The 13,375-nt window shown below is 74.6% G+C and carries 9 protein-coding genes and 1 riboswitch; of the genes, 5 read left to right on the top strand and 4 right to left on the bottom strand.

What is annotated here, in order from left to right; translation table 11 throughout:
• Nucleotides 1-115: 115 nt before the first annotated feature.
• A complete protein-coding gene (locus ACF1BN_RS12840) occupies nt 116-1,420 on the top strand; it encodes a phosphoribosyltransferase family protein (protein ID WP_392331623.1) in 1,305 nt (434 codons plus the stop codon).
• Here ACF1BN_RS12840 and ACF1BN_RS12845 read toward each other — a convergent pair.
• Nucleotides 1,414-2,325: a transglycosylase SLT domain-containing protein gene (locus tag ACF1BN_RS12845; protein ID WP_392331624.1), complete on the bottom strand. Its 912-nt coding sequence runs from the start codon at nt 2,323-2,325 to the stop codon at nt 1,414-1,416. The two genes, ACF1BN_RS12840 and ACF1BN_RS12845, sit on opposite strands and share 7 nt — an antisense overlap.
• A 4-nt stretch (nt 2,326-2,329) precedes the next feature.
• A riboswitch (cyclic di-AMP (ydaO/yuaA leader) is annotated at nt 2,330-2,515 on the bottom strand.
• A 329-nt stretch (nt 2,516-2,844) separates the two neighbouring features.
• Between ACF1BN_RS12845 and ACF1BN_RS12850 the strand changes: the two genes are divergently transcribed.
• A complete protein-coding gene (locus tag ACF1BN_RS12850; protein WP_392331625.1) occupies nt 2,845-3,576 on the top strand; it encodes a hypothetical protein in 732 nt (243 codons plus the stop codon).
• Nucleotides 3,577-3,591: 15 nt separating this feature from the next.
• On the opposite strand, the gene ACF1BN_RS12855 is transcribed toward ACF1BN_RS12850, so the two are convergent.
• Complete coding sequence (locus ACF1BN_RS12855; RefSeq protein ID WP_392331626.1) at nt 3,592-5,631, bottom strand: phosphocholine-specific phospholipase C; 2,040 nt, start codon at nt 5,629-5,631, stop codon at nt 3,592-3,594.
• A gap of 305 nt (nt 5,632-5,936) precedes the next feature.
• Here ACF1BN_RS12855 and ACF1BN_RS12860 point away from each other — a divergent pair, with 305 nt between their 5' ends.
• Nucleotides 5,937-6,803: an SDR family NAD(P)-dependent oxidoreductase gene (locus tag ACF1BN_RS12860; RefSeq protein ID WP_392331627.1), complete on the top strand. Its 867-nt coding sequence runs from the start codon at nt 5,937-5,939 to the stop codon at nt 6,801-6,803.
• A 174-nt stretch (nt 6,804-6,977) separates the two neighbouring features.
• On the opposite strand, the gene katG is transcribed toward ACF1BN_RS12860, so the two are convergent.
• Nucleotides 6,978-9,203 carry a catalase/peroxidase HPI gene (gene katG / locus ACF1BN_RS12865; RefSeq protein ID WP_392331628.1) on the bottom strand — a complete coding sequence of 742 codons (2,226 nt, stop codon included), beginning with the start codon at nt 9,201-9,203 and terminating at the stop codon, nt 6,978-6,980.
• 265 nt (nt 9,204-9,468) lie between these two features.
• Between katG and ACF1BN_RS12870 the strand changes: the two genes are divergently transcribed.
• Nucleotides 9,469-9,882 (top strand): Fur family transcriptional regulator, encoded by a 414-nt coding sequence (locus ACF1BN_RS12870; protein WP_392331629.1) that lies wholly within the window; start codon nt 9,469-9,471, stop codon nt 9,880-9,882.
• Nucleotides 9,883-9,919: 37 nt separating this feature from the next.
• On the opposite strand, the gene ACF1BN_RS12875 is transcribed toward ACF1BN_RS12870, so the two are convergent.
• Nucleotides 9,920-12,016, bottom strand: coding sequence for a hypothetical protein (locus ACF1BN_RS12875; RefSeq protein WP_392331630.1), 2,097 nt, complete (start codon nt 12,014-12,016; stop codon nt 9,920-9,922).
• A 245-nt stretch (nt 12,017-12,261) separates the two neighbouring features.
• Between ACF1BN_RS12875 and ACF1BN_RS12880 the strand changes: the two genes are divergently transcribed.
• Entirely contained in the window at nt 12,262-13,362 is a 1,101-nt protein-coding gene (locus ACF1BN_RS12880; RefSeq protein ID WP_392331631.1) for a C45 family autoproteolytic acyltransferase/hydolase, read from the top strand.
• The last annotated feature ends 13 nt before the right edge of the window (nt 13,363-13,375 follow it).

Here is a 13,375-nt window from a genome sequence, read left to right on the forward strand (position 1 = left end):
AGCCGTCGAGCGGGCCCAGCACTCGGCGGCGGACGCGACGGCGGGTGGGACCCTGGAGGTACGGGCCGGGCCGGACGGCCCGCCGGGGATGCGCTCACCGGGAAGGCGGCACGTCATGTACTTCGCCGACCGCGTCGACGCGGGGCGGCAGCTCGCCGCGCGCCTCGCCCGCTTCGAGGGGCAGGAGGTCGTCGTCCTCGGCCTGCCGCGCGGCGGGGTTCCGGTGGCGGGGGAGGTCGCGGAGTTCCTCGACGCGCCCCTGGACATCTGCCTCGTCCGGAAACTGGGCGTGCCCAGCCGGCCCGAGCTGGCCATGGGCGCCATCGGGGAGGGCGGGGTACGGGTCCTCAACGAGGACATCGTGCGGGACGCGCGCGTGAGCGCGCGGGACCTGGAGGCGGTGGAGGAGCGGGAGCGGGCGGTGCTGGCCGACCGCGCCCGGACGTACCGGGGCAGCCGGCGGCCGGTGCCGCTGGAGGGGCGGATCGTCGTGGTCGTCGACGACGGGCTCGCCACCGGCGCGACCGCGCTCGCCGCCTGCCGGGTGGTCCGGGCCGGCGGCGCCGCGCGGATCGTGCTGGCCGTGCCGGTGGCACCGTACGGATGGACGGCGAGGCTCGCCGGCGAGGCCGACGAGACGGTCGCCGTGCACACCCCCCAGGGGTTCGCCGCCGTCGGTCAGTACTACCGGGAGTTCGACCAGACGCCGGACGCCGAGGTGGTGGCCCGGCTCGACCGGAGCCGGGCGGCGCGCGGTCCGGTGGTCCGGCACACCGCCGTACGGATCCCCGGCGGCGGCCCCGAGCTGCCGGGCGATCTGGCACTGCCCGACGGGGCCGCGGGGCTGGTCCTCTTCGCGCACGGCAGCGGCAGCGGGCGGCACAGCCCGCGGAACCGCGCGGTGGCCGCAGCCCTGAACAGGTCCGGGCTCGGAACGCTCCTCTTCGACCTGCTCACCGAGGCCGAGGCGGCCGACAGGGCGCGGGTCTTCGACACCCCGCTCCTCGCCGGGCGACTGGCCCGCGCCGCCGCGTGGACGGCCGGGCGGCCCGATACGGAGGCCCTGCCCCGCGGCTACTTCGGTGCGAGCACGGGCGCCGCGGCGGCGCTGTGGGCGGCGGCCGAACCGGGGGACGCGGCGGCCGCCGTGGTGTCCCGGGGCGGCCGGCCCGACCTCGCGGAGGAGCGCCTCGCCGCCGTCCGGGCGCCGACGCTGCTGATCGTCGGCGGGGCCGACGAACCGGTCCTGGATCTCAACCGGCGGGCCGAGGCGCTGCTGCGCTGCGAGAGCCGGATCGAGGTCGTGCCGGGCGCCGGCCACCTCTTCGAGGAGCCAGGGGCCCTGGAGGAGGTGGCGGCGCTGGCGACCGCCTGGTTCACCGGTCGCTTCGGGACGGTGGGCGGCGGGGTGGATCAGTAGGGGCCGTTGACGTTGTCGATGGACCCGTAGCGGTCGGCCGCGTAGTTGCAGGCGGCGGTGATGTTGGCGACCGGGTCGTACGGGTCGAGCGAGGTGCCCGGCACGTGGTACGCCGCGAAGGTCGGGTCGATGACCTGGAGCAGGCCCTTGGAGGGGGTGCCCTTGGCGGCGTTGGAGTCCCAGAGGTTGACGGCGCGGGGGTTGCCGGAGGACTCGCGCATGACGTTGCGGAGGATGCCGTCGTACGAGCCGGGGATGCCGTAGCCGGCCATGACGTCCAGCGACTCGCGGATCCAGCCGTCGAGGTTGTCTGCGTACCGGGTGGCGGCGGCGGGCGCGGCCTCGGCGGCGGCAGGCTGGGCCTTGGTCGCCTCGGTCTGGACGGCCGGTGCCGCCGCGCGGGCGGAGGAACGGCTCGCCCGTTCGGCCGAACCGGCGGAGGCGGGCTTGGCGTCGGACTTCGAGGTGGTCCCTGCGGTGCCCTTGCGGGCCGTCTTCTCCGGGGCCGGGGCGGCCTCCGCGGAATGCCGACGAATCGTCAGTTCGAGGCCCGGGTGAATGAGTGACGGATTGTCACCCACCGCCGTCCTGTTGGCCTGGTAAAGCGACTTCCAGCCGCCCTGAATTCCCTTTCGGTGGGCGATCAGGGAAAGCGAGTCGCCCTTCACGACGGTGTACGCGCGGGTGGCGGCGGGCGCGGCGGGAGCCTGCGCGGGCGTGGCGGCCCGTACGGCCGGGGCGGCGACGGAGGCGGCCGGGACGGCCGACTGCGCGACGGGCTCGGCGCCGGCCGTGGCGGGCACGACCAGGGGCAGGGCCAGAGCGACTCCGCCGGTGCCCGCGAACGCGAGACCTCGGGAGACGGGACGGCGTCGGGGGCGGCGGTGCTTGCCGTGAGCGGCCATGACGGTTTCCTCTCCGGCGCCTGCGAGGTGAGCTGTCGGGTTCGGACGGGAGGTGTCCGGCCGCGCGCACGCGGCTTCACCCCGAGCCGCTCCGGCTGTCCGGACCGGCGGTGTGGTGGGTCCCCCGCTCCTGCCGTCGGGTGAAATGGGAGGTCTTTCGGGCGGTGGCAGGATTCGGCGATCCGCTCGAATGGAGGTGACCGTAAGCGAGAAATGCGGCGGGGAACAAGACGCGAATGCGCGAGAAAAGGAAAGGTAAAGATCGACGGAGTGGAATTCAAGATCGAACGCGCAGGGCGGCGGTTCGGAATCCCTTGCTCCGTGCGGCTCGTGGGGGCGCGGGCCCGGTTCCGACGCTCGGAAAGTGAGTCGCGTCACTGGGTGCGCAATGCCCGAATAGGGCGCCTTATTACCTTCGCGGAACAGTGCGGCGTAATGCCCTCGGGTGGCGGTGACGGGCGACACGCGAGACGTCGTGCATAAGTCGCAAACCAGACATTCGCTCCCAATGATGGAGGAATGTCTCTTCCCGTCTCGCCAAGCACCGACGCGCCGTACGCCTCTCCGCCCTCCGCGCGGCCGTTCGCCCCCAACGCCCGCGCCCTGGACGCCCGCGCTTCGGACGCTCTCGCCCCGGACGCCCTCGACCCCGAGCTCCTCGCGCTCGACGCCCTCGACGCCCTCGACGCCCTAGACCGTGAGGCGGCCAGGCTGCGCGAGAGCGCCGCCTGGGAGCGTCTGCTCGCGCCGCCCCCAGTCCCGCCGGAGCCGGACCCCGAGGCGTGGCGGGGGCTCCTCTCGGTCCCCGTCGACCGCCTCGTCGCCGACGCGCTCGGCGCGCTGCCGCCGCCCCCGCCGGCCGAGCATCCGCTGCCCGGCCGGATCGGGGCCGCGCTCCCGGACCGGCTGCACGCCTGGCGGCGGATCGGCCGCCGCGACGTGCGCCCCTCCGTCCACCTGGCGTACACGCGCCGGGTCCTGACCGAATGGGGCTGGCAGAACACCCCGTACAAGCTGCGCGACGCACGCGGGGCCCGGTGCCTGTGCGGCGCCATGCTCGCCGCCCACCGGCTGGGCCACGGCAGCGCGTCCACCATGAACGAGGCCGGCGCCTGGATCATGACCGAACTGCGCTCCCAGGGGTGGTACGGGCTCATCGGCCCCTGGAACCGCGCTCCGGGCCGCACCGCGGAGGACGCGGTCGCGCTCGTCGACGCCACGATCCGGCGCGCGGCCCTCGCCGGGCGGTGAGCGCGCGCAGGACCGTCAGCCGGTGACGCTGGGCGCGCCGGTCTCGATGTGGCCGGTGTACCGGCGCGACCAGGTGCCGTCGATGTCGGCCAGGACGGTGAAGTCGTACCAGCCGTCCGCGTACGCGACCGCGTTGAAGAAGTCCTCGCGCGAGGACCCGGCGGGGACGGTGTAGGTCCACGGGCCGTCCGTGCGGTAGGCGTTCGCGCGGATGGTGAACGTGACCGGGCCGCCGGAGGTGTTGTTCAGCCGGAACCAGAGCGCGGTCTTCCCGGTGCCCGGTTCGACCGCGAAGCGGGCCGCCACCTCGATCGCCTTGCCGGCCTTGGAGGCGTCACCGATGAAGCGGCGCAGGAAGCGGTTGGGGCCCATCATCGAGATGTCGTACTTCCCCGAGCCCGAGCCGAGCCCGATGTTGAAGTGATCGGTGGAGGTGGCGCCCGGGTCCACCGTGTACTGCCAGGCGGCGGTGGCCCGGTGCTGGTGCGGGTGGATCGAGAAGTGGGCGGCGCGGCGGGCCTCCGGGCCCTGGTTGGTCATGGAGAACCAGGCGAGGATCTTGCCCGCGGGGCCGAACTCGAAGCGGTCCAGGTTGCCGTTGGGCTGGTAGGGGAGCGCGCGGGCCGGGCGGGTGCCGGGTTCCTGGGCGGGCAGCGCGTTGTTCTGCGGGACGGGGTTCGGCAGCGGGCCGCAGGTGTCCATGCCGATGACCTTCGCCGTCGACGGGAGGCCGGCCGGGACCCCGTACACCGGGTGGGCGAAGTCGAAGACCCCGGTCAGGTCGCCGGTCACCTTCCGCCGCCACGCGCTGATGTTCGGGCAGACCGCGGGGGTGCCGAGGGCGGCGGTCCAGGTCTCCAGGAAGCGCAGCACCGAGGTGTGGTCGAAGACCTCGGAACTGACCCAGCCGCCCCGTGTCCAGGGCGACATCACCAGCATCGGGACGCGGAAGCCGAGGCCGATCGGCACGCCGTCCAGGTACTCGCCGGGGGTCCCGGGCGGCGCCACCGGCGGCGGCACGTGGTCGAAGAAGCCGTCGTTCTCGTCGTAGTTGAGGAACAGCACCGTCGAGTCGAAGACCTCGGGGTCCGCCGCCAGGGCGCGGTGGACGAGGTCGACGAAATGGGCGCCGTCGCCCGGGGGCGCGTACGGGTGCTCGGAGAACGCCTCGTTCGCCACCACCCACGAGACCTGCGGCAGCGTGCCGGCGACGACGTCGGCGCGGATGGCCGCGGCGATGTCGTCCGGGGTCGAGCCGGTGACCTTCGGGACCGAGGCCATGCCCCGGTCGTGCAGTGGGTCCCCGGGGCGGGCGTCGGTGAACCTCTTGAAGTACGCCAGACCGTTGTCGCCGTAGTTGTCCTGGGCGTTCTGGTAGACCCGCCAGCTCACGCCGGCCCGCTGGAGGGCCTCCGCGTACGTCTCCCACGTGAGCCCCGACTCGTCCCCGCCGTCCTTGCTGGAAGCGTCGATCCGCCCGCTCCACAGGAAGGTGCGGTTGGGGCCGGTGGCACTCAGCGCGGAGCAGAAGTAGGCGTCGCAGATCGTGTAGTGGTCGGCGAGCGCGTGGTGGAACGGGATGTCCTCGCGGTCGAGGTGGCCGAGGGTCCGGGTGTTGCCCACCCCGGTCACCCAGTTGTCGAGCCGGCCGCTGTTCCAGGCGGCGTGCTGGGAGGTCCAGCTGTGCGGCAGATCGCCGTTGCACTGCGCCAGCGTCTCGCCGTCGACTCCGCCGGCCGGAGGCGTGTCGCTCAGCTTCCACGGGAACTGCCGACCGCCCCAGTTGGGCTGCTGGAAGGTGCCCCAGCCGCCGGGGATGTTCCCGGCCGCCCGGTCGCCGAAGCCGCGCACGCCCCGGAGGGTCCCGAAGTAGTGGTCGAAGCTGCGGTTCTCCTGCATGAGGATCACGACGTGCCGGACGTCGGTCAGCGTGCCGGTCGCGGCTCGGGCGGCGGCCGAGACCGTCGCCGTCGCCGGCGGCGCGGCGCCCGTGACCAGTCCCGCGCCGATCCCCGCGCCGATGCCGACGAACCCCCTGCGACTGATGGGAAGCATGCTCCGGCCCTCCTGTCACGGCGTGCCCCTGCGGCACGCCGGCAGTCATGATGGGGGAGTGGCGGTCAAAGGTATACAGCCGTGCGGTAAGGGGTTGGTGAACAGCTGGATCCCGTGGTCAAGTGCTGGTCCAACCTGTTGGGGAATTGGTATCAGGTGGGACCAATAGGAGTCCGGGTGGGTGAGTTCTCGCCCGTGGCTCCCTTCCTGTCCCGTTCCGGTGTCCGTCGCCGAGCCTGGTGGTGCCCACACCAGGCTCGGCGCACTCTCCCCAGCGACCCACCCGTCCGGGCACGCTGGTGATCATGACTCAGCACACGTCGATGAACGGCACCGAACTCCCGCGCCACCACACCACCCTCGTCACCGGAGCCACCCAGGGCCTCGGCCGGGGCATCGCCCTCGATCTCGCCGCCCGCGGCGGCACCGTGCTCCTGCACGGCCGCGACGCGGGCCGGCTCGCCGCGGTCGCCGCCGAGGTCCGCGCCCTGGACGCCGGTGGAGAGGTCCGCGCCTACGTCGCGGACCTCTCCGACCTCGACGAGGTCGCGGACCTCGCCCGGCGGGTCCGGGAGGCGGAACCCCGGCTCGACGCGCTCGTGCACAACGCCGTGGTCGGCGGCGGCGCCCGTCCCCTCGTGCGCGAGGTCTCGGCCCAGGGCCACGAACTGCGCCTCGCCGTCAACCACCTGGCCCCGTACGCCCTGACCCGGGGGCTGCTGCCGCTGCTCACCGCCTCGGCCCCGGCCCGGATCGTCAACGTCGCCTCGATCGGGCAGGAGGCCCTCGACTTCGACGACCTCATGGTCGAGCGGGGGTACGAGGGGCTGCGCGCCTACTGCCGCAGCAAACTGGCCCTGATCATGGCGACCTTCGCCCTCGGCGCCGAACTCGACGGCAGCGGCGTCACGGTCAACGCCCTCCATCCCGCCCACCTCATGGACACCGAGGGCGTGCGCACGTACGGCCTCACCCCGCTCGTCGGCATCGAGGAGGGGGTCGATCCGACCGTCCGGCTCGTCGTCGACCCCGGGCTGGCCGGGGTCACCGGACGGTACTTCGACCGGTTCACCGACGCGCGGGCGCACGAGCAGGCGTACGACGCCGAGGCCGTCCGTCGCCTGATGGCGCTGACGGACGGCCTGGTGGGGGCGGCGGCGCCGGGGGTCTGACGCCCGGACGGGACGGCGGGCGCCGACGGCCCGGGCGGCGGCGGGGGCCGGCGCGGCGGCGCCCGGGCCGGGGCCGGACAGGGGTGCGCCCCCGGGACCGGGGGACGGTCGCGGGGGCGCGGGGTGCCGGGGCCGGCCGGATCTCGGCGGCCGGCCCGGGCGGGGCGGTGCGGTTCAGCGGAGGTCGAAGCGGTCCAGGTCCATGACCTTGGTCCAGGCCGCGACGAAGTCCGTCACGAACTTCTCCTCGGCGTCGTCGCTCGCGTAGACCTCGGCGAGGGCGCGGAGCTCCGAGTTCGAGCCGAAGACCAGGTCGGCGCGGCTGCCGGTCCACTTGACCTCGCCGGTCGCGTCGTCGCGGCCCTCGAAGGTGTTCGCGTCGCCGGAGGTGGCCGACCAGGTGGTGCCCAGGTCGAGCAGGTTGACGAAGAAGTCGTTCGTCAGGGTGCCCGGCTTCGCGGTGAGGACACCGAGGGAGGTCTGCGGCGCCGTGATGCCCAGGACGCGCAGGCCGCCCACGAGGACGGTCAGCTCGGGGGCGCTCACCGTGAGCAGGTTGGCGCGGTCGACCAGCAGGTACTCGGCGGGGAGGCGGACGCCCTTGCCGAGGAAGTTGCGGAAGCCGTCCGCCTGCGGCTCCAGGGCGGCGAAGGACTCGATGTCCGTCTGCTCCTGGGAGGCGTCCACCCGGCCCGGGGTGAAGGGGACCTCGACGGTCCGGCCGGCGTCGGCGGCGGCCTTCTCGACGGCCGCGGAGCCCGCGAGGACCACGAGGTCGGCGAGGGAGACCTGCTTGCCGTCGGTGCGGCCGGCGTTGAAGGACTCCTGGACGCCCTCCAGGACGCGCAGGACCTGCGCGAGGTCGTCCGGGTTGTTGGCCTGCCAGCCGCGCTGCGGCTCCAGGCGGATGCGGCCGCCGTTGGCGCCGCCGCGCTTGTCGCTGCCGCGGAAGGAGGCGGCCGAGGCCCAGGCGGCGCCGACCAGCTGGGCGACCGTCAGGTCGGAGGCGAGGATCTTCTCCTTGAGGGAGGCGACGTCCGCCGCGTCGACCAGCTCGTGGGTACGGGCCGGCAGGGGGTCCTGCCAGAGCAGCTCCTCCGACGGGACCTCGGCGCCGAGGTAGCGCACGACCGGGCCCAGGTCACGGTGGGTGAGCTTGTACCAGGCGCGGCTGAAGGCGTCCGCGAACTGCTCGGGGTGCTCGTAGAAGCGGCGGGAGATCTGCTCGTAGACCGGGTCGAAGCGGAGCGACAGGTCGGTGGTGAGCATGGTCGGGAGGTGCTTCTTCTCCGGGTCGTACGCGTCCGGGATGATCGCCTCGGCGTCCTTGGCGACCCACTGGTGGGCGCCCGCCGGGCTCTTGGACAGCTCGTAGTCGTACTCGAAGAGGTGCTTGAAGAAGTCGTGGCCCCACTGCGCGGGCGTGGTGGTCCAGGTGACCTCCAGGCCGGAGGTGATGGCGTCGGCGCCCTTGCCGGAGCGGTAGCTGCTCGCCCAGCCGAAGCCCTGGGCCTCGATGGGGGCCGCCTCCGGGTCCGCGCCGACGTTGTCGGCCGGGCCGGCGCCGTGCGCCTTGCCGAAGGTGTGGCCACCGGCGATGAGGGCGACGGTCTCCTCGTCGTTCATCGCCATCCGGCGGAAGGTCTCGCGGATGTCGCGGGCGGCGGCGACCGGGTCGGGGTTGCCGTTGGGGCCCTCGGGGTTGACGTAGATGAGGCCCATCTGGACCGCGCCGAGGGGCTCCTCCAGCTCGCGGTCGCCCGAGTAGCGCTCGTCGCCGAGCCAGGTGGTCTCCGGGCCCCAGTAGACGTCCTCGTCCGCCTCCCAGACGTCCGCGCGGCCGCCGGCGAAGCCGAAGGTCTCGAAGCCCATGGACTCCAGCGCCACGTTGCCGGTGAGGATCATGAGGTCGGCCCAGGAGAGGGACTGGCCGTACTTCTTCTTCACCGGCCACAGCAGACGGCGGGCCTTGTCCAGGTTGCCGTTGTCCGGCCAGCTGTTGAGCGGCGCGAAGCGCTGCTGGCCGGCGCCGGCGCCGCCGCGGCCGTCGCTGATGCGGTAGGTGCCCGCGCTGTGCCACGCCATGCGGATCATGAAGGGGCCGTAGTGGCCGAAGTCGGCCGGCCACCAGTCCTGCGAGGTCGTGAGGACCTCGGCGATGTCCCGCTTCACGGCGGCGAGGTCGAGCGCCTTGAACGCCTCGGCGTAGTCGAAGTCCTCACCGAGCGGGTTGCCCACGGCCGGGTTCTTGGCCAGGATCCGCAGGTTGAGCCGGTTCGGCCACCACTGGCGGTTGCCTCCGCCCTGGGTGGGGTGAGCGGCGCGCCCGTGGGCCACGGGGCAGCCGCCGGCGCCCTCGGCCTTCACGTCGCCGCCGGGTGCATCGAGGTTCTCAGACATGGGTATTCCTTCCGGACACGCGCGGGAAGGTCGCGGACACGGAGACCCGACGAAGCGGTGCCGCCCGGGGTGTTCCCCCGAAGCGGCACGTCACGTCCTCGTCTCCCGCCGTGTCGGACTCTTCCTGTCCCTTGGCCATCAACAAAACTGATCCTACAATGGACGAAGTCCAAGTCAAGAACGACGCCAAAGTGGTGACGAGCCGGGCCGGGGGACAGTGAGACTCCGCGCGCGGCCCTCGCCGAGAAGGAACAGGTAGGCCCATATGAGTGACCTGCTGGAGCGGCTGCGCGCCCGCGGCTGGCGGATGACGTCGCAGCGGCGTGTCGTCGCGGAGGTCCTCGCCGGTGAGCACGTGCACCTCACCGCCGACGAGGTGCACGCGCGCGCCGTGGAGCGACTGCCCGAGATCGCCCGCGCGACCGTCTACAACACCCTGGGCGAACTGGTCACCCTCGGAGAGGTGGTCGAACTCTCCACCGACGGCCGGGCGAAGCGATACGACCCCAACGCCCACCATCCCCACCAGCACCTGGTCTGCACGGACTGCGGGACCATCCGCGACGTCCGGCCCACCGGCGACCCGCTCGCCGTCCTCCCCGACTCCGAGCGCTACGGCTTCACCGTCTCCAAGGTCGACGTCACCTACCGCGGCCGCTGCCCGTCCTGCGCGGCCTGAACCCCGGGACGCGGCCCGCCCCGGGACCGGCAGGCACTCAGTCCCGGCAGGCGGCGCGGACCGCGCGGGCGTGCCCGAGGAGCCGCTCGTCGTCCTCGACCCGGTAGCGCACGCGGCCCCGGGAACCGCCCTCGTTGTCATGCCGCCGGGGCGAGGCCAGCTCGGCGCGCAGCAGAGGGAGGGCGGGGGCGGCGTCCCCGCCCATCCCGGCCCAGACCTCCGCAATCTCCGGGCGGTTGCTCCGCAGCCGCTCCCAGCCGTGGAGGCTCGCCGGGAGCGTCTCCTCCGGGTCGCCGCCCACATGCCACAGCGCCCGCGCCACCGCACCGGCCAGGTACCCGTCCTGCTCCTCCGGCCGGGAGGCGAGCCCGCGCAGCGCCGGCAGCAGAGGGGCCGCGGCCGGCCCCACGCGCGCCACCGCACACAGGGCCTCGTGGCGGTCCTGCCACCGCTCGGAGCGGAGCCCCGCCGCCAGCAGCTCCAGCACGCGCCCGGTCACCCCGGAGCCGCCCGCCGCCCACAGCGCGGCCGCCGTCTCGGCGTCCCCGGCCTCCCCCGCCCCGTCGGCCAGGCGCAGCAGAAGGGGGAGGGCCGCCGCCGCCCCGACGCCGAGGCGGGCCAGGACCCGGAGGGCCGGCCCCCGCGAGCGGATCCGCGCCTGGCCGTCGAGCCGCAAATACCCCAGCGCGGCCTCGGCCGCCGCCTCGGGGGCGGCCACCGCCGCCGCGCCCAGCAGCGCCTCCGCGAACGAGCTCCGCCCGGCGCCGACCATCGACCCGAGCCGTGCCGTCAGGGCGGGGCCCAGCAGGGCCGCCGTCCCGGGCCCCATCCGCTCCAGCCACACGGGCAGCTCCTCCGGCACGTGCCCGTACCGCAGGACCTCGGCGAGGCCCGGTACGGCCCGCCGGTCGCCCTGCGCCGCCAGCGCGCCGAGCGCCGCCCCGTAACTCGTCTCGTGCCAGCGCGCCTGCGGCGGCAGCCCCGGCCCGCGCGCCACGCGCTCGGCCAGCGCCTCGGCCGCCGGAGCCCCGACGACGGCGAGTCGTCGCAGCTCGCCCGCCGCCTCCCGCGCCAGGGCCGGATCGGACCGCAGCGCCAACTCGCCCAGGAGCCGTACGGGCTCCTCGTGCGGGCCCCGCCAGCCGGTGAGCAGGGCGCCCGCCATGTCGACCGCCGCGCGGCGCTGCTCCCGCTCGGCGCCGCCCAGCTGGTCGGTGACGAGGGCGAAGCGGGCCTCGACGCGGTCGCCCAGGGCGGCGTGCAGCTCACCGAGGAGCTCGGTCGCCCAGGGAGCCCGGGCGCCCGCGGTGTGCCGGGCGCGCAGCCGGCGCAGATACCCGGTCAGCGTGTCCGAGGGCTCCGGTTCCGAGGGTGGCGGCTCCGGGGCCGGCGCCCCGGACACGGCCGTCCGCACCTCCTCCGCCGCGAGCCGCGTGGTGACGTCCGGTGCGGGGAGGCGGTCCGGGGCGCAGCGCGCGAGGGCGGTGAGCGCGGCGAGGGGGAGCCCTCCGCCGGGCCGGCCGACCAGCGTCTCCAGGGCGTCCGCGACCGAAGCGGCGAGGCCGGTCTCGCGGACGGCCAGGTCACCGAGGGCGGCGGCCACCGCGCGGAGCACGGCCTCGTCGGGCTCGGCCGGCAGTCGGGCGACCAGCGCGTCCCGTACGGCCTCCGGGTCCGGGAGGAGCTGCGCCAGCGCCCCGGGCACGGCCCGCCGCACCCCCGGGTCGGCGTCGGCGAGGAGGGGCAGCAGGCTTCCGGCGCGGGAGCAGACGTCCGCCTCGGCCCGCGCGAGGAGCCGGCACCACTCCTCGTACTCCTCCTCGTCGTCCGACCAGAAGTCCAGCTCCTCCGGGTCGCGCTCGTCGCCGTGGATGCTCCGCAGCAGCTCCACCACGTGGCCGCGCCCCGCGGGGCCCGGGGTGGTGGCGATCTCGAAGAGGAAGGGGAGACAGGCCACGGTGCTGTCGTGCACGTCCCCCTGGTGGTGCACCGTCCCGTAGAGGGCGTCCAGGGCGCCCTCCCGCTCGTCCGCGTCGGCGGAGAGCAGCCCGCGCAGCATCTCCGGCACGTCGGAGGCGTCCCCGTAGGCGTGCTGGAGGGCGGTCCAGTCGATGGCGTCGATCCCGGTGAGCATGGTCCGAGTCTCCCTTCCCCCACTGACAGCCCCGGTGCCAGGGGCCGCTGACGGGCCGTCCGGAGCCGCGCGGCCCTCCGGAGCCGCGCGGCGGGGTGGGGGCGGCTGGCGCCTGACGGCTGCGCAGCGGGGCGGAGCCCTGGAGCGCTTGACGGTCCAGCGCCTCGCGCTGTTGGATGGGACGCGTTATTGGTCGCACGGCCAATAGTGCTTTCGTCCTGATCCCCGTCCTGGGAGTCCGCCGCATGTCGCTCTCCGCCTTCCCCCGCCCCGACCACCGCCTCCATGTGGCCGTCGACGCCGTCGATCCGCGCGTGCGGGGACGGGCGCGGGGTGCCCGCCTCGGCGAGGGGCTGCGGGCCGCGCTCGACGTCTACGACCGGCTGTTCGCGCTCGCGCGGATCACGGGGGAGGCCGTCAGGGGCGACGCCCAGCGGGCCCTCGACGTCATCGGCGGCTTCCGGCCCGCCCTGCGCGAGCAGATCGAGGGGATCGCGGAAGGCGCCGGCGTCGAACCGTGGCGGGTCGCCGCGCTCAACACCCGTACCGAGATCCTGGCCCGGAGCCGCGCCGTCCCGCCCGGCGAGTGCTCCACCGTCGTGCGCCGGGTCGCCGCGCCCGGCGGCGGCGCCACCCATCTCGGAGTCCAGACCTGGGACTGGCACGTCGAGCTCGGCGGCTCCTGGCACACCGTCGACTCCGGCGGCGGGGCCCATCGGTACGTCGGCCTGACCGAGTACGGCATCCTCGCCAAGATCGGCGTCAACAGCGCCGGACTGGCCCTCCACTTCAACATCCTCGGCCACCGCGACGACCGCGTCGGCGGCCTGCCCATGCACGTCCTCGCCGCCCTCGTGCTGGAGGAGGCCGGCGACGTCGCCCACGCGGTCGAGCTGGTCCGGTCCGCGCCGCTCGCCTCCTCCGGGTCCTTCCTCCTCTTCGACCGGGAGCGGGCCGTGCTGCTCGACCTGAGCCCCGAGGGGGTCTTCGAGGTGCCGCCGGTGGCCGACGGCACCCATCTGCGGACCAACCACTTCCTCAGCCCGGGGCCCGCGCGCGGCGAGAAGACGTGGCTCTACCAGCCCGACTCGGGTGAGCGGTACGACTTCCTGCGCGACCGCCTCGGACGGGCGGCCGCGGCGGACCACGACGCACTGCTGCGGCTGCTCGTCACCGGCCCCGGCGAGCCGCCGGTCACCTGCCTGCCGGACCCCGGGGCGCCGCTCGGGCGGCGGTGGGCGAGCCTCGCGACCGTCCTCCTCGATCCGGCGGCCCGCACCGCGCGGATCCTCGACGGGACCCCGGCGGAGCGTGCCGACCGGCCCTGGTACACGCTGCGCGCCTGAGAGGGCGCGGGTC

It is taken from the genome of Streptomyces sp. NPDC014861, from assembly GCF_043081625.1.
GTDB lineage: Bacteria > Actinomycetota > Actinomycetes > Streptomycetales > Streptomycetaceae > Streptomyces.

Coding starts and splice junctions, on each gene's coding strand:
- ACF1BN_RS12845 (WP_392331624.1), bottom strand. CDS start 2,325: ATGGCCGCTCACGGCAAGCACCGCCGCCCCCGACGCCGTCCCGTCTCC.
- ACF1BN_RS12870 (WP_392331629.1), top strand. CDS start 9,469: ATGAGTGACCTGCTGGAGCGGCTGCGCGCCCGCGGCTGGCGGATGACG.
- ACF1BN_RS12875 (WP_392331630.1), bottom strand. CDS start 12,016: ATGCTCACCGGGATCGACGCCATCGACTGGACCGCCCTCCAGCACGCC.
- ACF1BN_RS12855 (WP_392331626.1), bottom strand. CDS start 5,631: ATGCTTCCCATCAGTCGCAGGGGGTTCGTCGGCATCGGCGCGGGGATC.
- ACF1BN_RS12840 (WP_392331623.1), top strand. CDS start 116: ATGTACTTCGCCGACCGCGTCGACGCGGGGCGGCAGCTCGCCGCGCGC.
- ACF1BN_RS12850 (WP_392331625.1), top strand. CDS start 2,845: ATGTCTCTTCCCGTCTCGCCAAGCACCGACGCGCCGTACGCCTCTCCG.
- ACF1BN_RS12880 (WP_392331631.1), top strand. CDS start 12,262: ATGTCGCTCTCCGCCTTCCCCCGCCCCGACCACCGCCTCCATGTGGCC.
- katG (WP_392331628.1), bottom strand. CDS start 9,203: ATGTCTGAGAACCTCGATGCACCCGGCGGCGACGTGAAGGCCGAGGGC.
- ACF1BN_RS12860 (WP_392331627.1), top strand. CDS start 5,937: ATGACTCAGCACACGTCGATGAACGGCACCGAACTCCCGCGCCACCAC.